Below are 18,829 nucleotides of genomic sequence, written 5' to 3'. Positions count from 1 at the left end.
TGCGACAACTTTACCCACCAGCCGTGGACCCGACCACATTGCCGAGTCTCACTCCTCCACCGTCACAGGGATGTGCTGATAGCGGCCAGGGCCCGGCGGTGGTGGTTCGTCACCGCCAGGACCGGCGTCCGGCGGCGGGCTCTCCGGCGGCGGCTCGGGGGGCCCCGACGGAGTCTGCGCTGTGTCTTCGATGATCGCCCTGATGACCGCCAGCAGCGCCACGCTGTGATCGGCGATGACGGTCAGCAGCGGATGCTGCTCGCCGGCGACCAGCGCCGCCAGTGCGCACACCGGGCACCACACCTGCTGGCATTTACCGGGTCCGTCCCCGCTGCCCGCCGCCCGTGCGGCGGCCAGTCGCACCGCGGGGTCCAGCCGGTCCAGGATGGTCTGAGCGAGCTGTCGCAGTTCGGGAGCTAATTCCGGATGTCGCCTCCCATCGGCTCCGGCGTCACGCTGGGAGCCACTCACGCTGGCCACACCTCCGGATTCGGTCGAAATCGCACCGTCAGCTCACTGCCCCTCAACTGCGCGTCCATCACGATGCACCGTCGGAGGACGGACGCCAGCCGGATCCGGCGCCGCATACCGCCTGCGCCGATGATCAAGTCGTCGTCGACCCGGCCCAACGTCAAAGCGGCGGAATCGACCTGCGGCAACTCTAGCCGCAACCGGTAGACGGCTTCGAGTCCAGATCCTGATTCGCGATCGACGACGGGCCGCAGCGGCCCGGGTGGAGCTGACCCGTCGCGGCGACGCGCGCTGTCCAGCAGCTCGCCAAGGGCCTTCGGCCCGATCGGCTCACCCGGCAGATGCGGAACGAGGACCAGCTGCACGTCGCCGATGGTGGTATCCAGCTCGGCAAGAACCGCCTGCTGCTCGCAGATGCGCTCGGCGTACCAGTCGAAGGCCGGATGCTCGGGCAGATTGCGGTATTCGTACGAATCGTCTTGGAGCAGAACCTGATTGACGATCAGCTCGTCGACCCGCACTCCCATCAATGCCAGGCTGCCCAGCGTGCGCACCGCTTCGGCGGCCACCACCCGCTCGGCCGTCATCACCAGATGGGCGCTGACCCGTGTGCCGTCGGTCAGCAGCGAGCTCAGCTGTTCCGTGCCGTCCCCGATGCGCTCGAGCAGCTCGACGACCGCCGCCGCCCGCGCATCCGAACTCGCGGTCGATAGCCGCCGGTGCCGCGGCCAGGCCCGTTCCAGGTAAAGGCCGAACGTCGCGGGCAGCGTGAGCATGCGCAACGCGTCCGCGGTCGACGCGCAGTCCACCACGACGTGGTCCCACTCGCCTGAGAGGGCCAGCTCGCCGACTTCATGCAAGCCGAGGACCTCCTGGATGCCCGGCAATGCTGAAAGTTCTTCTGGCGCAATGTCTCCGACGTCCGACTCCGGAAAACGGCCAGACAGCAGGCCGGCGATCTCGCGCCACCGTGACTCGAGCAACGCCAAGGTGTCCAGCGCGAGCGCGTCGAGCATGCCGCCGCCGGCCTCGGCATCGTCGGCGAGCACCCGAGTCGGGTCACGCAGACCCGTCGGGGCGACGGTGAGGCCGAGGACGTCGCCGGTCGAATGCGCCTGGTCGGTGGAGACGATCAAGACCCGCAGCCCGGCGCGCGCATCGCGTACCGCGGTTGCGGTGGCCAACGTTGACTTACCTACCCCGCCCTTGCCGACGAAGAGACTGATCCGGGCAGCGGTCGGGGCACCCAGAATCACACCGGGCGGGGGTGGTGGGAGATCACTCAGCCTCGACTCGTTTCTTGAGGTCCTTCAATGCGGTATCCGTGAGGCGCCGTTCAGCCTTCCGCTTCAACAGCCCGATCATCGGAATCATCAGATCGACAGACAATTCGTAGGTGACGTCGGTGCCAGATCCCTTGGGCGACAAGCGATATGCGCCGTCCAGAGACTTCAGCAGTGAACTGGACACCAGCGACCACTTCACCGAGCCACGGTCGGGCGGCCAGTCGTAGGACAGCACCATGGTGTCCTTGAGGACAGCGGCGTCGAGCACCAGCCGGGCGGTCTTGGGATAACCGGCCTCATCGGCCTCGAGCACCTCGGTTTCCTTGTACTCGTTGACCCATTCCGGATAGGAACCGATGTCGGCGATGACGTCCATCACCGTCGAAGGATCGGCATCGATGTAGATGGTCTGAGCCGTCTTGTCCGCCACGTGAAAAATCTACCTCCCCCTGCATGCTCCGGCCGAAGTATCAGGCCAGGCGCGATACGCCGACTGGGCGCGATGCCTCCAGCCGTTGCTTTACTTCGAACGACATCCTCTTGCCCGCCACCCGGCGACGATGGTTCATCCTGGCCAGGTTCATCTTCGCCAGCTCCCATGCCGCAACACCAGACGGTTCGGCGTGCAGGAAGTAGTGGAGTATGGCCCCGTCGAGGACCGGCTCGAGCCAGATCTCCATCGTTCCGGTCAGTGCGCCGGTGACCGTCCAGCGGTGCCCTTTGTCCCCGCGGTCCTCGACCACCGTCAACAGCAGGTCGGGCCACCACCGTCGCCAGCTCGCGGGATCCGAAACCGCTTTGCCGACCTCAACCGGGTCGGCGGCGACGAAGGTCTCGTCCGCGATCTGGATGCTGTTCATGGCACACAAGCTTCACACATGCACCTGACCCCGCGAGTGGCGGCCGACTAGGCTGACAACGGCAAAGCTGCTAGTCGAGAGGCCAGAATCGTGCGCGAGTACAGTGTTCCCGCATCATTCGCCGTCGGTGAGCACGACAACATCGTGTCCTCCGTATTTTCACATGAACGCGAGAACCCCGATCATGTGATCTTCCAGCGTCTGGTCGACGGCGCATGGACCGACGTCACGTGTAAGCAGGCCGCGAGCCAGATCCGTTCGGCGGCATTGGGTTTGATCGCCCAGGGTGTCAACGCCGGTGATCGAGTGGCCATCCTGTCAGCTACCCGCTACGAATGGGTGGTCCTCGACTACGCGATCCTGGCGGTCGGTGCGGTCACCGTCCCGATTTACGAAACGTCTTCGCCAGAGCAGGTGCGCTGGGTGCTGGAAGACTCGGGTGCGGTACTGGCGTTCGCCGAGACCGACGCGCATGCCCAACTTATCAAGGAACTGCTCGACGAACTGCCGGCGCTGCGCCGGGTGGAGCACATCGAGTCGACGGGACCGTCGGCGCTGGAAAGGCTGGCCGAAGCGGGCGCGGCAGTCGACCCGGGGCAGCTCGACGAACGCCTGGCCGCGATCCGCTCCGCCGATCCGGCGACACTGATCTATACGTCGGGCACCACCGGCCGCCCGAAGGGCTGCCAGCTGACGCACTCGAATCTGGTGTACGAGACGCGCAGCGCGTCCGACTCCTTCCCCAGCTTGCTCCGCAAGGGCGAACGGCTGCTGGTGTTCCTGCCCCTGGCCCACGTCCTGGCCCGGGCGCTGTCGATGACGGCGTTCGCGAACGGGGTGACCATCGGCTACACCAGCGACATCAAGAACCTCGTCGCAATGTTTGGCGAGTTCAAGCCGACGGTCATCGTTTCCGTGCCCCGGGTGTTCGAAAAGGTTTACAACACAGCCGAATTGAACGCGCAGGACAGCGGTAAGGGTCCGATCTTCGCCAGGGCGGTGCAGACGGCGATCGAGTGGAGCAAGGCTCAGGACACCGGCGGCCCCGGCCTGCTGCTGCGCGCCAAGCATGCGCTGTTCGACCGCCTGGTCTACGGCAAGCTGCGCGCCGCCACCGGCGGCAACTGCCGGGCATCGATTTCCGGTGGCGCCCCGCTGGGCACCCGGCTCGGCCACTTCTACCGCGGTATCGGACTCACCATCTACGAGGGCTACGGCCTGACCGAGACGAGCGCCGCCATCACCGCGAACAGGATCGGCGAATTGAAGATCGGCACGGTCGGCAAGCTGCTGCCGGGCAACAGCATGGCGGTCGCCGCCGACGGCGAACTGCTGGTGCGCGGCGGTGTCGTGTTCGGCGGTTACTGGCGCAATGAGAAAGCCACCGCCGAGGCCATCGTCGACGGCTGGTTCCACACCGGGGATCTGGGCGCGATCGACGACGACGGTTTCCTGTCGATCGTCGGCCGCAAAAAGGAGATCATCGTGACCGCGGGCGGCAAGAACGTCGCCCCTGCGGTACTCGAGGATCAGCTGCGGGCGCATCCGCTGATCAGCCAGGCGATGGCGGTCGGCGACGCGAAGCCGTTCATCGCAGCGCTGATCGCGATCGATCCGGAGGCTTTCGACGTCTGGAAGCAGCACCACGGCAAGAACTCGACGGCTTCAGTGGAGGATCTCGCGGGAGACCCCGACCTGGTGTCCGAAATCGACTCGGCGGTCAAGAACGCCAACCAGGCGGTGTCGAAGGCCGAGGCGATCCGCAAGTTCCGGATCCTGCCAGTGGATTTCACCGTGCTCACCGGTGAGCTGACGCCGACGCTGAAGGTCAAACGCAAAGTGGTGGCTGACAAGTTCGCCGCCGAGATCGAAGAGCTTTACGCGTAGGGCTAGAGCAGTTCCGCGAGGCGTTCGGCCTGCGTGCGCCACTGCCAGTTGTCGACCACCCAGCGCCGGCCCGCTGCCCCCATGCGTGCCGCGCGGTCGGGGTCGGCAAGCAGGTCGCCAACCGATGCCGCGATCGCGCCGACGTCCCAGCCGTCGACCACCACACCGGTCTCCCCGTCACGCACCGTTTCCGGGGCCCCGCCGGACCGGCCGGCGACCACCGGTACTCCGGTCGCGGACGCCTCCAGATAGACGATGCCGAGACCCTCGACATCCAGGCCGGCCCCGCGGGTGCGGCACGGCATCGCGAACACGTCGGCAAGCGCGTGGTGCGCCGGAAGTTCGTCGCCGGGCACCCCGTCGGTGAACACCACATGCTCGGCGACGCCGAAACTGTGCGCGAGCCGGCGCAACGAATTCCGGTAGGGGCCGCCGCCGACGATCACAAGCGCGGCACCGGCCACCCGCTGGCGGATCGCGGGCATCGCCCGGATCAACATGTCCTGACCCTTGCGTGGCACCAATCGCGACACGCAGACCACGACCGGCCGCGTGCCCAGCCGGTATCGGCCCCGCAGTTCCGCGCGGGCCACCTCGTCCGGCGTGAACCGGTCGGTGTCGACACCTGCCGGCAGGTGCTCGAGCGCGGCGTCGGCGCCGAACGCCGAGGCGAAGCGGCCGCGGGTATAGCGGCTGACGTAGGTCACCACGTCTGTGTCAGTTCCGATGCGGCGCAACGCCGTTCGAGCCAGCGGCAGCATCGACCACCCCACTTCGTGGCCGTGGGTGCTGGCGATGACGCGGCCTGCTCCGGCGTCTCGCGCCAGTGGCGCCATCAGCGCCAGCGGTGCGGCGGCACCGAACCACACGGTGTCGATATCGTGCCGATCGATCAGCCGTTTCATCCTGTTGGCCACCGAAGGCACGGGCAGCATCAGCGTGCCAGGGTGACGCGTGACGGAATAACCGGAAGCATCGGCCCGATCATCAAACTCGTCGGAGCCCTTCCACCTCGGCGCGTACACCATCAGCGTATGGGTGTCACCGGCGACCAAGTGACCGACCAGTTCCTCCAGGTACGACTGGATGCCGCCGCGTCGCGGCGGAAAGTCGTTGGTAACCAGCAGCACCCGGCTCATTCCAGGCAGGCTAGCCCGTCAACCACGCGCGCCAGCGGATCAGCACCGTGGGCAGGTCGGCGCCCAGGGTGTCGTGCACCGCGGTAGCAGCGTCGGGGTGGCCGTTGCCGCACGCCCGCAGATACAGCGCGCGCAACGTCGAGGTTCCGTACTCCTCGGCCACGAAGCGGGAAAACCACCAGGCCCGGTCGTACGCCAGGGAGCGATCGGGTCCGGCGGTGCCCAAGTCGGCGTCGGTGGGTATTGACGCCAGGTCGGCCGCATTCGCCGGTCGCGGCGTCGGCGGCCTGCCGACGTAATCCGCAACGCCCTCGGTGAGCCAGCTCGGCGCGTCAGCGGCGGTGTCGGCACGAGCGGCGTAATGGAAAAGCTCGTGCCGCACCACGATTCGCAATGCCGCATCGCTCATCGCGGCGGCGCCGGGCGCGAACATGATCCGCTCTGCTGTCGTGGTGGCGGCGATGTCGGCGCTGCCCCCCGCCAACTGCCGGAACTGCGTGTCCGATCCCGCGGCCACGATCAGGACGTCTCTCGGCCAGTTGGGCCCCCAGAATTCCGTGACAGCCCGTGCGGCACTGTCCATCTCTGCGGCGATGCGGGCGAGCACCGGCGCCGTGTCCGTCCCACCGAGACCGACGAGGTGCACGGTGCGGCCATCGCTCAGGGTCTCGGTGGTGGACGCCGCCGTCGCCGTCGTCAACGAGGGTGGCGCGGCCACAGAGGGGCTTGGCGGATTGGTCGCAGGAGGCCGGGCCAGCAGGACGGCGCCGAAGATCAGCTCGGCGATCAGCAGGCCCAGCAGTGAGCGGCGCTTAGTACCGGCGGACGTTGTGGATCGGCGCATTGTCCACCGGAGCAACTCGCACCGGCGTGCCGTAAGTCGACGCGTGCACCATCATTCCGTCGCCGATGTAGATGCCCACATGCGACGCATCGGAGTAATAGGTGACGAGATCGCCCGGTTGCATCTGATCCATCGACACCGGCTGCCCGCCCTGGGCGAGTGCCTGGCTGGAATGTGGCAGCGAGACGCCGGCCTGCTGGAACGACCACATGACCAGACCCGAGCAGTCGAAGGCGCTCGGGCCCGACGCACCCCACGAATAGGGGGAACCGATGCGGCTCAGAGCGGCCTGGATGACAGTGGCGGCCTCAGGACTTCCGCCGCCTGGGACAGCTCCCGGCGGTGCGACGTCGCCCGGTGGGATGCCCTCCGGCGGGGCGGCCAAGATTCCGGGATCCGGTGGAGCCGCCTCGGGCGCGGGCGGAGCGGGCATCGGCGGCATGGCGGCCAGGGCTTCACGCTGGTTGGGCGTCAGGGCCATGTACTGCGACTTCACCACCGCGATCTGCACCTGCAGCTTGCTTTGCTTGGATTGCAGGTCGGCGCGCACCGCGGCGGCCTGCTCGGCGGCGGTCTTCGCCTCGGCCGCCGATTTGGCCGACGCCTCCTCGGCCAATGCGGCCTGCTGACCGATCTCGCGGTAGCTCTTCATCTGCGCCGACATCTCGGCGGCCATCACCCGCTGCACCGAGAGTTGGTCGATCAGACCCTGCGGCGAGCTCGCAGTCAGGATCGCGTCGAGGCCGTCGGTGCGACCACCCATGTACTGTGCGGCAGCTAATTTGTCGACCGACGTTTGGAAGGTTGCCAATTGGGATTTTGTCGATTCGACGGCAGCGACGTCGGAAACGTGCGTTGCCTCCGCGGCATCCTGCGCCGCCAGCTTCTGGTTCAGATTCAGCTCGGCCGAATGCATCGCCTCGGTGGTCTGTTCGGCTTGCCTAGACAACTCGTTGAGCTTTGCCAGAGCATCGTCGGCAGGGTCCGCCTGCACATGTCCGGCGACCACACCTCCGAGGACCATCAATCCAGCTATCGTGCCTACAACGGGTCGCCGAAAACGACGGGTGGTCCGGTGCGTGCGGTCGAGGCTCAAAATTTGCGTCCTTCAACTGCCGTGACGAATCCGCGTCGAACTGCTCTTAGGTCTCAGATAGGTTACGAAACGGCATCGGCCTTGTCCAACAGAGGACGCAAATTTAACAGCCGCCTCAGAGATCGTTATCAACGGCTACGTCAAAGCGCGTGTCGCTCTAGGCAACTCCGGAATCACCGTGCCGGCGAATCGGTACCAACCGTAGTCGCGGCGCCAGGCCGACATCGGCGAGCACCTCGAGCGCCCGGCGCTCGTCGTCGTGCAACGTCTCGGGCACCCCGAGCAACACACTGACGACACAGTCCTGGCATCCCGGACCGCGCACCGCGCAGTCGTCGCAATCGATCTTCACCGTGCCCATGTGGCTGTTCCTCTCGATCGGTGTTGCCCGCACGGTATCGAGAGGGACCGACAATTTCCCCGCGTGGCAACCAGCACCTGTCGGTGGGGCTGCCTACCTTCAGCGCATGGGGCAGCTGAGCTTCGCGGATGTCGAGCCATTGGCCTTTGACACAGATGTTTCCCTACGCGAAACCACCTTCGTCGTCGTGGACCTGGAGACCACCGGCGGGCGCGCCACCGGCGAGGGCCCCGACGCGATCACCGAAATCGGCGCGGTGAAGGTGCGCGGCGGCGCGGTGCTCGGTGAGCTGGCCACGCTCGTCGACCCCGGGCGCAGCATCCCCCCGCAGATCGTCGCGCTCACCGGAATCACGACGGCGATGGTGTACAACGCCCCCACCATCGACTCGGTGCTGCCGGCGTTCCTGGAATTCGCCCGCGGCGCCGTGCTCGTCGCGCACAACGCCGGCTTCGACATCGGATTCCTGCGCGCAGCCGCCGAACGTTGTCAGATCGCGTGGCCGCGACCGCCAGTGCTGTGCACCGTGCGCCTCGCCCGCCGAGTACTCACCCGCGACGAGGCCCCGAGCGTGCGGCTGGCCGCGCTGGCACGGCTGTTCGGCGCCGCCACCACGCCCACGCACCGGGCGCTAGACGATGCCCGCGCCACCGTCGACGTGCTGCACGGGCTGATCGAGCGGGTGGGCAATCAGGGCGTGCACACCTACACCGATCTGCGGGCCTACCTGCCTGACGTGACGCCGGCCCAGCGCCGCAAGCGCCACCTCGCCCACGCTCTGCCGCATCGCCCCGGCGTCTACCTGTTCCGGGGGCCGTCGGCCGAGGTGCTGTATGTGGGCACCGCGGTCGATCTGCGCAGGCGTGTCGGGCAATACTTCAACGGCGCCGACCCGCGCACCCGCATCAAGGAGATGGCGACGCTGGCCACCGCCGTCGACCACGTCGAATGCGCACACGACCTCGAGGCGGGCGTGCGCGAGCTCCGGCTGCTCGCCGCGCATGCGCCGCCATACAACCGTCGCTCGAAGTTTCCACACCGATGGTGGTGGGTCGTGCTGACCGACGAAGCGTTCCCGCGGTTCTCGATCGTGCGCGCACCCAAACACGAAACGGCCGTCGGTCCGTTCCGATCCCGCGCCGACGCCGCTGAAACCGCCGCGCTGCTGGCCCGGTTCACCGGAGTGCGAACGTGCACCAAGCGACTGGGCCGATCGACACTGCACACCTGCCCCGAACGTGAACTGTCACCATGTCCCGCGGGGCAGAACATCACCGCCGCCGACTACGCCACCACCCCGCACCACGCCGTCGAGCTGATCGACGGCCGCGACGGCCGTCCGCTGACCGGGGTGCTGGCGCAGGTCACCGACCTCGCCGACCGCAACCGCTACGAGACCGCCGCCCGATTGCGAGATCACGCCGCCGCGGCGATCGACGTGCTGTGGCGCGGTCAACGGCTACGAGCGCTGAGCGCCGTCACCGAAATGGTGGCCGCGCGCTCGGACGGCAGCGGCGGGTGGCACCTCGCGGTGATCCGGCACGGCCAGCTGGCGGCGGCGGGCACCGCCCATCGTGGCGTTCCACCGATGCCTGTCATCGACGCGATTTGCGCTGGCGCACAGGCGATTCTGCCTACGGACGCGCCACTCGGCGGTGCGCTCGTCGAGGAGACCGCGCTGATCGCGCGCTGGCTCGCCCACCCCGGCGTGCGCATCGTGCGGGCGGAACCCGGTTACGCCTCGCCGGTGGGATCGGCGGGACGTTGGGCGGCGTGGGCCGCGTCGGCGCGGTCCGCGCGGCTGGCCGCCGAGCAAATCAAGAGGACAGACCTCTCAGGCCTTTTGCGTGAACCGCACCCAACGCGCGAGCAGTTGTTCGGCCGCCCCGGTGTCGATCGCCTCGGCGGCCCTGGCCAGACCCGACTCCCAGGCCGGCACCCATTTGGCGTCGCTGGCTAGCCCGGCGTGGGCTACCAACGCGCCGGCCGCGTTGAGCACGACCGCGTCGCGCACGGCACCCTTGGAGCCGCCGAGCACCGAACGCACCTCTGCGGCATTGGATTCCGCGTCGCCACCCACCAGCTCCGAGATCTCGGCGCGTTTGAAGCCGAACGCCGCGGGGTCGAAGGTCAGCCGTTCCACGGTGCCCGCTTGCACCCGCCAGATCGTGCTCGTCGTGGTGGTCGTCAGCTCGTCGAGGCCGTCGTCTCCGTGCACGACGAGCACGCTGGAGCGGCGGGTCGCGAACACCCCCGCCATCACCTCGGCCAGCTCAGCCCATGCACAGCCGATCAGGCCGGCACGCGGTGCGGCCGGATTCGTCAGTGGCCCAAGCAGATTGAACACCGTCGGCACGCCGATCTCCCTGCGCACAACGGAGGCGTGCCGGTATGACGGGTGGAACTGCGGGGCGAACGCGAAGCCGATGCCGACTTCGGCGACACTGCGGGCGACGTCGTCGGGTCCCAGGTCGATGCGCACGCCGAGCGCTTCGAGCGTATCGGCGCCACCCGACAGCGACGACGCGGCGCGGTTGCCGTGCTTGATCACCGGCACACCCGCGGCGGCCACCACGATCGCGGCCATGGTGGACAGGTTCACGGTGTTGGCGCCGTCGCCGCCGGTTCCGACGACGTCGACGGTGTCGTTGCCGATCTGATCAGTGGGCACCCGGCGCGCATGCTTGAGCATCGTGTCGGCCAGCTCGGTGACCTCGCCGGACGTTGGCCGCTTCATCTTCATCGACACGCCGAAGCCCGCGATCTGGGCGGGCGTCGCGGTGCCGGTCATGATCTGGTCCATCGCCCAGGCCGCTTGGCCGTGCGCCAGTGCCTGACCTGTGGTCAGGCGGCCGAGGACTTGCGGCCACGTCGGAGCGTCGGAAGAAGTCACCCGCTGATTATGTCGAATTGCCTGACCCGGGTGGAGTTCGACAACTACAAAGCGTCATACTTGCGGGGTGACGAGCGCTGTAGGGACCTCGGGAACCGCAATCACGTCGCGAGTACATTCGCTGAACCGACCCAACATGGTCAGTGTTGGCACGATCGTTTGGCTTTCCAGCGAGCTGATGTTCTTTGCTGGATTGTTCGCGATGTACTTCACCGCGCGCGCCCAGGCTGCTGGTGATTGGCCGCCCCATCCGACTGAGCTGAACCTGGTACAGGCAGTGCCGGTGACGCTGGTGCTGATCGCGTCGTCGTTCACCTGCCAGATGGGCGTGTTCGCCGCCGAGCGCGGTGACGTGTTCGGGCTGCGACGGTGGTACTTCGTCACGTTCCTGATGGGCGCGTTCTTCGTCGGCGGCCAGGGCTACGAGTACATCCACCTGGTCCAGCACGGCACGACCATCCCGGGCAGCGCGTACGGCTCAGTGTTCTACCTCGCCACCGGCTTCCACGGCCTGCACGTCATCGGCGGTCTGATCGCGTTCATCTTCCTGCTCGCCCGCACCACGATGAGCAAGTTCACCCCGGCGCAGGCCACCGCGGCGATCGTCGTCTCGTATTACTGGCACTTCGTCGACATCGTGTGGATTGCCTTGTTCGCCACGATCTACTTCGTTCGATGAGAAGGGGTTCGATGACCGACAAGTCTCGCCGTCGGCTGCGCCGGCGCCTGTCGGCAGCTTTGCTGCTGCTGATCGGACTGGCAGTCGCCGGTGGCCTGGCGGCCACCCTGACACCGTCGCCGCAAGTGGCGGTCGCCGACGAGTCGGCCTCGGCGCTGCTGCGCACCGGCAAGCAGCTGTTCGAGACGTCGTGCGTGACCTGCCACGGCGCGAACCTGCAGGGCGTGCCGGACCGCGGGCCCAGCCTGATCGGCGTGGGCGAGGCCGCGGTCTACTTCCAGGTGTCGACCGGGCGGATGCCGGCGATGCGCGGCGAGGCTCAGGCTCCGCGCAAGGACCCGATCTTCGACGAGTCGCAAATCGACGCGCTCGGCGCGTATGTGCAGGCCAACGGTGGCGGCCCGACAGTTCCCCGCGATGCCAACGGCCACATCGAGCAGCAGGGGCTGATGGGCAGCAATGTGGCCCGCGGCGGTGACCTGTTCCGGTTGAACTGCTCGTCGTGTCACAACTTCACCGGCAAGGGTGGCGCCCTGTCGTCAGGCAAGTTCGCGCCCGACCTCTCGGAAGCCGAGCCCGCCCAGATCTACACCGCGATGCTGACCGGCCCACAGAACATGCCGAAGTTCTCCGACCGGCAGCTCTCGCCTGAGGAGAAGAAGGACCTCGTGGCTTACGTCCGGATGGCGACACAGGCGCCCGACCCCGGCGGCTACGGCCTTGGCGGCTTCGGGCCGTCATCTGAGGGCATGGCGATGTGGATTATCGGCATCGTCGCCGTCATCGGCGCGGCGTTGTGGATCGGAGTCCGAGCATGAGTGACGAAGTGAAGGACACTCCAACCGACGAGCAGCTCGCCTCGATGTCCCGCGAGGAGCTTGTCGAGCTTGGCGGCAGGATCGACGGCGTCGAGACCGTCTTCAAAGAGGACCGCTGGCCGGTTCCCGGCACCAAGGCCGAGAAGCGGGCAGAACGCGCGGTGGCGTATTGGCTTATGCTTGGCGGTCTTTCGGGACTGGCGCTGCTGGTGATCTTCTTGTTCTGGCCGTGGGAGTACAAGGGCGGCGAGACTGAGGGACACTTCTGGTACGACCTGGCCACGCCGCTGTACGGATTGACATTCGGACTGTCGATTCTGGCGATCGGCATCGGCGCGGTGCTGTTCCAGAAGAAGTTCATCCCCGAGGAGATCTCGATCCAGGAGCGCCATGACGGCAGCTCCCCCGAGGTTCACCGGAAAACCGTCGCCGCCAACCTCACCGATGCGCTGGAGGGTTCAACCCTGAAGCGGCGCAAGCTGATTGGCCTGTCACTGGGTATCGGTCTCGGTGCATTCGGCCTCGGCACGCTCATCGCATTCGTCGGTGGGCTGATCAAGAACCCGTGGAAGCCGGTCGTTTCGACGGCCGAGGGCAAAAAGGCCGTGCTGTGGACGTCGGGCTGGACCCCACGATTCAAGGGCGAGACTATCTACATGGCCCGCGCCACCGGACTGCCCGGCGAGTCGCCGTTCGTCAAGATGCGCCCGGAGGACATCGACGCAGGCGGCATGGAGACGGTCTTCCCGTGGCGCGAATCCGACGGCGATGGCACGACCGTCGAATCCCACGAGCGGCTCAGCGAGATCGCGATGGGTGTGCGCAACCCGGTGATGTTGATCCGCATCAGGCCGACGGACATGGGCAAGGTGGTCAAGCGCAAGGGCCAGGAGAGCTTCAACTTCGGCGAGCTGTTCGCGTTCACCAAGGTGTGCTCGCATTTGGGTTGCCCCTCTTCGCTTTACGAGCAACAGAGCTATCGCATCCTCTGCCCCTGCCACCAGTCACAGTTCGATGCCTTGCACTTCGCGAAACCTATATTCGGTCCTGCTGCGCGCGCCTTGGCGCAGCTGCCCATCACCATTGATCAAGACGGGTACCTGGTCGCCAACGGTGACTTCATCGAACCCGTCGGACCGGCATTCTGGGAGCGGCGATCATGAGTCCGACACTGCCAAAACCGAATCTGGCTGAAATCGCAGCGGCACAAGGTGATGCGATCGATTCGCGGTATCACCCGTCAGCGGCGGTGCGCAGGCAGCTGAACAAGGTGTTTCCGACCCACTGGTCGTTCCTGCTTGGCGAGATCGCGTTGTATTCGTTCATCGTCCTGCTGCTCACCGGCGTGTACCTGACGTTGTTCTTCGACCCGTCGATGGCCGAGGTCACCTACAACGGCGTGTATCAGCCGTTGCGCGGTGTCGAGATGTCCAAGGCCTTCGCGTCCACACTGGACATCAGCTTCGAGGTGCGCGGCGGGCTGTTCGTCCGCCAGGTCCACCACTGGGCGGCACTGATGTTCTCCGCAGCGATCATGGTGCACCTGGCGCGCATCTTCTTCACAGGCGCCTTCCGCCGTCCCCGCGAAGCCAACTGGGTGATCGGCTCGCTGCTGCTGATCTTGTCGATGTTCGAGGGCTACTTCGGCTACTCACTACCCGACGACCTGCTGTCCGGCATCGGCCTGCGCGCCGCGTTGTCCTCGATCACGATGGGCATGCCGGTGATCGGCACGTGGCTGCACTGGGCATTGTTCGGCGGCGACTTCCCGTGCGGCGGGGTCGGCTACCAATGTTCTCAGGACGGCTACATGCTGCCGCGCATGTACTCGCTGCACATCTTGCTGATCCCGGGAATCATCCTGGCACTGATCGGGATTCACCTTGCTCTGGTGTGGTTCCAGAAGCACACCCAGTTCCCCGGTCCTGGTCGCACAGAGAAGAATGTCGTCGGCGTGCGGGTCATGCCGGTGTTCGCCGTCAAGTCCGGCGCCTTCTTCGCAGTGACCACCGGCATCCTCGGGCTGATGGGCGGGCTGCTGCAGATCAACCCGATTTGGCAATTGGGCCCGTACAAGCCGTCGCAAGTCTCGGCGGGCAGCCAGCCTGACTTTTACATGATGTGGACCGAGGGCCTTGCCCGTATCTGGCCGGCATGGGAGTTCTACCCGTTCGGCCACACCATCCCCGCCGTGGTGTGGGTCGCCGTTGGCATGGGCCTGGTCTTCACGTTGCTGATCGCCTATCCGTTCATCGAGCAGAAGGTCACCGGCGACAAGGCGCACCACAACCTGTTGCAGCGGCCGCGAGATGTGCCGGTGCGCACCGCAATTGGCGCGATGGCGATCGCCTTCTACATGGTGCTGACGCTGGCCGCGATGAACGACATCATCGCGTGGAAGTTCCACATCTCGCTGAACGCCACAACGTGGATCGCGCGCATCGGCATGGTGGTGCTACCGGCGATCGTCTACTACATCGCCTACCGGTGGGCCGTCGGACTGCAGCGCAGCGACCGCGCCGTGCTCGAACACGGCATCGAGACCGGCATCATCAAACGCCTCCCCCACGGCGCCTACATCGAACTACACCAGCCGCTGGGCCCCGTCGACGAGCACGGCCACCCCATCCCGCTGGAATACCAGGGCGCTGCGGTGCCCAAGCGGATGAACAAGCTCGGCTCGGCCGGCGCACCCGGCAGCGGCAGCTTCCTCACCGCCGACCCCGTCTCCGAACACGAGGCGCTGACAGAAGCCGCGCATGCCTCGGAACGCAAGGCGCTCACCGCATTACGCGAACACCAGGAGAGCAACGGCTCGTCGAACGACGAGGTTAACGGACACCACTAGTCGTCGAGGCTGCCCATGGTGAGGTTGACGGTGGATCCCGTCATCCCGCTCGCCATATCCGACTGATCCCGGGTGAGTGCCTCCTTGGCTGCGTTCGCGGGACCATAGCCTCCCACGAACGGGATGCCAGTGCGCGCGTGGAGTGTGGTGACAGTCATGATTCCCCTCGATTTGGACCCGATCGATGACGGACCGCAAATGCCCGTCCACGGCCGACTCGTCGAGAGCGTCGACGACTGCCGCTTCGGCGAATCCGCCTGCGGAAACAACGTCGGCGACAACAACTTCCGCAGGTGCCAGGTTGCGGCCGGTCAGAAATGACTTGGCCCACTCGCGCCCAAAGGCGCGTGCAACAGCACGGCCGTGAGCTTCAGGCAGGGCGTGGGAAAGTTCGAGGGACGTTCGTCGCTTCGTACCTGGCTCTACCGGACCGCCACCGACCGATGCCTCAATACGCGTCGCTCAGCCGGCCGACGACCAATGACGCCTTCATCTCGATGCCGCCGGGGTCGGCCGGTTAGACGGCCGGCGTCTCCACGAGTTCGCGCAACTGGCGCAGGAAATACCATGGGACCGCGGGCATCGCCAGCGTGACAATCGCCGCCAGGCTGTAGAACACCCACGATGCGGTGTTGCTGTCGACGGCCATCAGATACGTCGCGACAGCGATGGCGACTGTCGCAACTCCCATGGCGCAGGCGATAACCACCGCGCAGCGCAGCCAGAGCTGGTCGACGGCCGTCATCAACGGAGACGGCGTGGCCCTGATGGCCTCTCGCGGTGACGGGTAGCCGGCCCGCGCGCCGACGGGGTCGGCGGTGCCGAGAACCCGCAGTTTCTCCGTGGGAGCGTCGATGCCACGAACCGGTGGTGGCGGCTGGCCCCCGACGTTGCGCAACGGGGCGCGAGGCGGCGGAGGCGAATCCTCGAGCGAGGCGCGGCGTGCCCGCAACAGCAGCGGCACCGCGCCGATGATGACGGCCGCCGAGATGCCGATGACCGTGTAGAGCAGCCAGGGCGTCTCGGAGTCGGACGACGACTGCGCATGCCCGCTGCCCAAGTCGACAAGGGCGACCGTGGCGGCCACCCCGGCGCCCAATGCGGCGAGCCAGATCGCCGCACACGCGGCAAGCAATATGCGGTCAATGCGGTCGAGTTCGCCGGTGTCCAAACCCGCGCCGAACCGCGAGCCCGCAGTGTCTGTGTTGTACGGCATCAGCAGCTGGTCTGCGCGGCGTTGTTGGTGTTCGACGACAGCACTGTCCCATCGCTGGTCGTGATCGAGCAGTTGAGCCTGCTTACGAGAAACAGGCTGGACGCCTGCACCGAGCCGACCTCCGATTGCGAGATCGGTGTCACCGTGAGCGACCACGGGATGTAGACGTTGCGCTGCGTGCGGCTGCGACCCGACGCGTCGATGTAGGTGACGGTGATGATGTCTCCGGGCGCCTTGGTGCCGGTGACCGAATAGGTGACCTGTCGCGGTCCCGACCGGGTCGTCGTGGGCGGTGGCGGAGGCGTCGTGGTCTCGGGCGCCGGCGGCGGTGGCGCCTCCGTGGACGGTGCGGGCGCGGGCGGTGGCGGAGGCGGCTCCTGCGTGACCGTCACAGTCTCCGGTGGTGGCGGTGGAGGCTCCGATGTCGGCGGTGGAGGCGGGGGCTGCGGTGGCGGAGTGGTCGTGGTGATCTCGTCCTGCACCGGCGGCGCAGTGGTCGTCGAAGTGCCCGGGGTAGCGAGGTTGTTGGTGTCGGAGCGGGTGACCAACACCGACACGGACACCACAAGTGCGACGGCGGCGATGATTGCTGCCACCCCCACGACCCATGGCCAGCGCGGCGGCGTCTCCTGGTCGACCAGCTCGGTCGCCGGGTCGTAGCTGTCGTAGTCGTAGAGCCCGGCGTCGGCGGGCACGTACGGACCGCTGCTGAATTGTTCGGACTCGGGCGCGGAGTACGCCTGCGAGTGGATTTCGGTCTCGCCGGTCTCAGGTGCCGCCGGCTGGTCCTCAGAATCCGGCCCTGGGGGATTCGGCCCGCTCATTTACGCCTATCCTTCTCCACTACTTCACTGGCGCCGGCATGTTGGGCCATAAGCGGCTCGACCGCGCCTCGGCCACACTACCCAAAGCGAGCGAGTGAGCGACTCTCACACCGCGGTTTGCGGGCGAACTGTTGTCCCGATTGTGACCTAGTGTTTCTCGGGCCCGGTGTAGTACTCGAATACCAGGCCGGCGGCCGTCGACAGGACGAAGCACACCCCGGCGGCGATCAGCCATGGAAGCCACAGGGCCACACCGACCGCGGTGACCGAAGCGGACAGCGCGATGAACAACGGCCACCAGCTGTGCGGGCTGTAGAACCCCAGCTCACCGGCGCCATCGCTGATCTCGGCATCTTCGTAGTCCTCGGGGCGAGTGTCGAGGCGACGGGCCACGAACCGGAAGAAGGTGCCGGTGATCAGCGTCAGACCGGATGTCAGCACCAGCGCGGTGACCCCGACCCACTCCACGCCGCCGTACTGGAACATCGCGGTCAGCACGGCGTAGACGACCGCCGACAGCACGAAGAACGCGGTCAGGAACTCGAACAGCCGGGCTTCGATGTGCATGCGCGTTTCCTATTTGGTCGCCTGAAGGTTCGATCCCTCGCCGCGGCGGGTGTCGAACGGATGGGTCGTGATCGCCGTCGGCGGCTGGTTGATGGCCTGCAGCGCCTCGGCATTGGTCTTGCCCGCGTTGCGCTGCTGCAGATAGGCCTTGAAGTCGTTGGGCTCCACCACCCGAACCTCGAAGTTCATCATCGAGTGATACGTGCCGCACATCTCCGCGCAGCGGCCGACGAACGCGCCGGTCTTGTTGATCTCGCTGATCTGGAAGATGTTGTCGGAGTGGTTGGCCTCGGGATCGGGCATCACGTCGCGCTTGAACAGGAACTCCGGCACCCAGAACGCGTGGATGACGTCGGCGGAGGCGATCTGGAACTCGATGCGCTTGCCCGCGGGCAGGACCAGTACCGGGATCTCGGTGGAGCTGCCCAGTGTCTCGACCTTGTCGAAGTTCAGGTAGCGGCGGTCCTCGGGGTTGAGCCCGCGCACCGCGCCGACCAGCTCCTCGCCATGCTTGTCGACACCCTCGGGCTTGGACTCCATGGCCGCTTTGCGCTCGTTGTCCGCGCCGTCGTAGGTCAATGTGCCGTCGCCGAAGTTGACCTTCTGGTAGCCGAACTTCCAGTTCCACTGGAAGGCGGTCACATCGATGACGACCTCGGGATTGGGGTCCTTGTGCAGCATCTTCTCCTGCACCACCACGGTGAAGTAGAAGAGCACCGAGATGATGAGGAACGGCGTGACGGTGAGCACGAGCTCCAGCGGCATGTTGTAGCCGAACTGCCGCGGCAGCTCGGTGTCGCCCTTCTTGTGCCGGTGAAACGCCGAACTCCAGAAGATCAGGCCCCACACGATCACGCCGACCACTAGCGCGGCGATCAGCGAACCGATCCACAGCTCCCGGTTGAGATGCGCTTCGGGCGTGATGCCTTCGGGCCAGCCAAGGCCGATCACCTCGGACCAGCTACACCCGCTGAGCAGCACTGCCGTGCCACCCAGGATGACTGACAACGCCAACACCCGAAGCCCGCGCGGTGTCACGT

The 18,829-nt window shown here is 66.6% G+C and carries 20 protein-coding genes and 1 pseudogene; 7 read left to right on the top strand and 14 right to left on the bottom strand.

What is annotated here, in order from left to right:
* Positions 1 to 48: 48 nt before the first annotated feature.
* From VJV41_RS25380 to VJV41_RS25365, 4 genes are read right to left on the bottom strand one after another with little or no spacing between them, the layout of a single operon-like run.
* The gene (locus VJV41_RS25380; RefSeq protein ID WP_325338434.1) at positions 49 to 471 is read right to left on the bottom strand and encodes a hypothetical protein; all 423 of its coding nucleotides are present in this window, start codon (positions 469 to 471) and stop codon (positions 49 to 51) included.
* Positions 468 to 1,724, bottom strand: a complete 1,257-nt coding sequence (locus VJV41_RS25375) for an ArsA family ATPase (protein WP_325338471.1) — start codon at positions 1,722 to 1,724, stop codon at positions 468 to 470. Before VJV41_RS25375 ends, VJV41_RS25380 begins: the two co-directional genes overlap by 4 nt.
* 25 nt (positions 1,725 to 1,749) lie before the next feature.
* The gene (locus VJV41_RS25370; RefSeq protein ID WP_325338432.1) at positions 1,750 to 2,187 is read right to left on the bottom strand and encodes an SRPBCC family protein; all 438 of its coding nucleotides are present in this window, start codon (positions 2,185 to 2,187) and stop codon (positions 1,750 to 1,752) included.
* Positions 2,188 to 2,227: 40 nt separating this feature from the next.
* Entirely contained in the window at positions 2,228 to 2,617 is a 390-nt protein-coding gene (locus VJV41_RS25365) for a polyketide cyclase / dehydrase and lipid transport (RefSeq protein WP_325338430.1), read from the bottom strand.
* Between the two features lie 90 nt (positions 2,618 to 2,707).
* Between VJV41_RS25365 and VJV41_RS25360 the strand changes: the two genes are divergently transcribed.
* A complete protein-coding gene (locus VJV41_RS25360; protein WP_325338428.1) occupies positions 2,708 to 4,504 on the top strand; it encodes a long-chain fatty acid--CoA ligase in 1,797 nt (598 codons plus the stop codon).
* A gap of 2 nt (positions 4,505 to 4,506) precedes the next feature.
* Here the strand turns inward: VJV41_RS25360 and VJV41_RS25355 are convergent, their stop codons facing one another.
* The 4 genes from VJV41_RS25355 to VJV41_RS25340 all read right to left on the bottom strand — a co-directional run bounded on the left by VJV41_RS25355 (position 4,507) and on the right by VJV41_RS25340 (position 7,944).
* Positions 4,507 to 5,643 (bottom strand): glycosyltransferase family 4 protein, encoded by a 1,137-nt coding sequence (locus tag VJV41_RS25355; RefSeq protein ID WP_325338427.1) that lies wholly within the window; start codon positions 5,641 to 5,643, stop codon positions 4,507 to 4,509.
* A 10-nt stretch (positions 5,644 to 5,653) separates the two neighbouring features.
* Complete coding sequence (locus VJV41_RS25350; RefSeq protein ID WP_325338425.1) at positions 5,654 to 6,487, bottom strand: peptidase; 834 nt, start codon at positions 6,485 to 6,487, stop codon at positions 5,654 to 5,656.
* Positions 6,456 to 7,583, bottom strand: a complete 1,128-nt coding sequence (gene ripC / locus VJV41_RS25345) for a peptidoglycan hydrolase RipC (RefSeq protein ID WP_325338423.1) — start codon at positions 7,581 to 7,583, stop codon at positions 6,456 to 6,458. The genes VJV41_RS25350 and ripC overlap by 32 nt, the downstream gene beginning before the upstream one ends.
* Before the next feature lie 157 nt (positions 7,584 to 7,740).
* Positions 7,741 to 7,944, bottom strand: a complete 204-nt coding sequence (locus VJV41_RS25340) for a hypothetical protein (protein WP_325338421.1) — start codon at positions 7,942 to 7,944, stop codon at positions 7,741 to 7,743.
* Between VJV41_RS25340 and VJV41_RS25335 the strand changes: the two are divergent.
* Positions 7,943 to 9,841, top strand: a pseudogene (locus VJV41_RS25335) (DEDD exonuclease domain-containing protein); the annotation flags it as partial. The gene VJV41_RS25340 and the pseudogene VJV41_RS25335 sit on opposite strands and share 2 nt — an antisense overlap.
* Here VJV41_RS25335 and trpD read toward each other — a convergent pair.
* Entirely contained in the window at positions 9,779 to 10,837 is a 1,059-nt protein-coding gene (trpD, locus tag VJV41_RS25330; RefSeq protein WP_414685053.1) for an anthranilate phosphoribosyltransferase, read from the bottom strand. The pseudogene VJV41_RS25335 and the gene trpD sit on opposite strands and share 63 nt — an antisense overlap.
* A gap of 67 nt (positions 10,838 to 10,904) precedes the next feature.
* On the opposite strand from trpD, the gene VJV41_RS25325 reads away from it, so the two are divergent.
* From VJV41_RS25325 to VJV41_RS25310, 4 genes are read left to right on the top strand one after another with little or no spacing between them, the layout of a single operon-like run.
* The gene (locus VJV41_RS25325; protein WP_325338419.1) at positions 10,905 to 11,516 is read left to right on the top strand and encodes a heme-copper oxidase subunit III; all 612 of its coding nucleotides are present in this window, start codon (positions 10,905 to 10,907) and stop codon (positions 11,514 to 11,516) included.
* Positions 11,513 to 12,334, top strand: a complete 822-nt coding sequence (locus VJV41_RS25320; RefSeq protein ID WP_325338418.1) for a cytochrome c — start codon at positions 11,513 to 11,515, stop codon at positions 12,332 to 12,334. The genes VJV41_RS25325 and VJV41_RS25320 overlap by 4 nt, the downstream gene beginning before the upstream one ends.
* Positions 12,331 to 13,497: a ubiquinol-cytochrome c reductase iron-sulfur subunit gene (locus VJV41_RS25315; protein ID WP_325338416.1), complete on the top strand. Its 1,167-nt coding sequence runs from the start codon at positions 12,331 to 12,333 to the stop codon at positions 13,495 to 13,497. The genes VJV41_RS25320 and VJV41_RS25315 overlap by 4 nt, the downstream gene beginning before the upstream one ends.
* Entirely contained in the window at positions 13,494 to 15,182 is a 1,689-nt protein-coding gene (locus tag VJV41_RS25310) for a cytochrome bc complex cytochrome b subunit (protein WP_325338414.1), read from the top strand. The genes VJV41_RS25315 and VJV41_RS25310 overlap by 4 nt, the downstream gene beginning before the upstream one ends.
* Here VJV41_RS25310 and VJV41_RS25305 read toward each other — a convergent pair.
* Positions 15,179 to 15,340 carry a hypothetical protein gene (locus VJV41_RS25305; RefSeq protein WP_325338412.1) on the bottom strand — a complete coding sequence of 54 codons (162 nt, stop codon included), beginning with the start codon at positions 15,338 to 15,340 and terminating at the stop codon, positions 15,179 to 15,181. The two genes, VJV41_RS25310 and VJV41_RS25305, sit on opposite strands and share 4 nt — an antisense overlap.
* On the opposite strand from VJV41_RS25305, the gene VJV41_RS25300 reads away from it, so the two are divergent.
* A complete protein-coding gene (locus VJV41_RS25300; protein WP_325338410.1) occupies positions 15,339 to 15,503 on the top strand; it encodes a hypothetical protein in 165 nt (54 codons plus the stop codon). The genes VJV41_RS25305 and VJV41_RS25300 overlap by 2 nt on opposite strands.
* Before the next feature lie 196 nt (positions 15,504 to 15,699).
* Here the strand turns inward: VJV41_RS25300 and VJV41_RS25295 are convergent, their stop codons facing one another.
* From VJV41_RS25295 to VJV41_RS25280, 4 genes are all read right to left on the bottom strand, one after another.
* Entirely contained in the window at positions 15,700 to 16,398 is a 699-nt protein-coding gene (locus tag VJV41_RS25295; protein WP_325338408.1) for a DUF2561 family protein, read from the bottom strand.
* Complete coding sequence (locus VJV41_RS25290; protein ID WP_325338406.1) at positions 16,398 to 17,222, bottom strand: MmpS family transport accessory protein; 825 nt, start codon at positions 17,220 to 17,222, stop codon at positions 16,398 to 16,400. Before VJV41_RS25290 ends, VJV41_RS25295 begins: the two co-directional genes overlap by 1 nt.
* A 147-nt stretch (positions 17,223 to 17,369) precedes the next feature.
* A complete protein-coding gene (locus tag VJV41_RS25285; RefSeq protein WP_325338404.1) occupies positions 17,370 to 17,789 on the bottom strand; it encodes a cytochrome c oxidase subunit 4 in 420 nt (139 codons plus the stop codon).
* Between the two features lie 9 nt (positions 17,790 to 17,798).
* Positions 17,799 to 18,827 (bottom strand): cytochrome c oxidase subunit II, encoded by a 1,029-nt coding sequence (locus VJV41_RS25280; RefSeq protein WP_325338402.1) that lies wholly within the window; start codon positions 18,825 to 18,827, stop codon positions 17,799 to 17,801.
* Positions 18,828 to 18,829 lie beyond the last annotated feature (2 nt).

It is taken from the genome of Mycobacterium sp., assembly GCF_035274705.1.
Classification (GTDB): domain Bacteria; phylum Actinomycetota; class Actinomycetes; order Mycobacteriales; family Mycobacteriaceae; genus Mycobacterium.
Note: the sequence above shows the minus strand (reverse complement) of the source record. Positions and strands in the feature narration are given on the sequence as shown.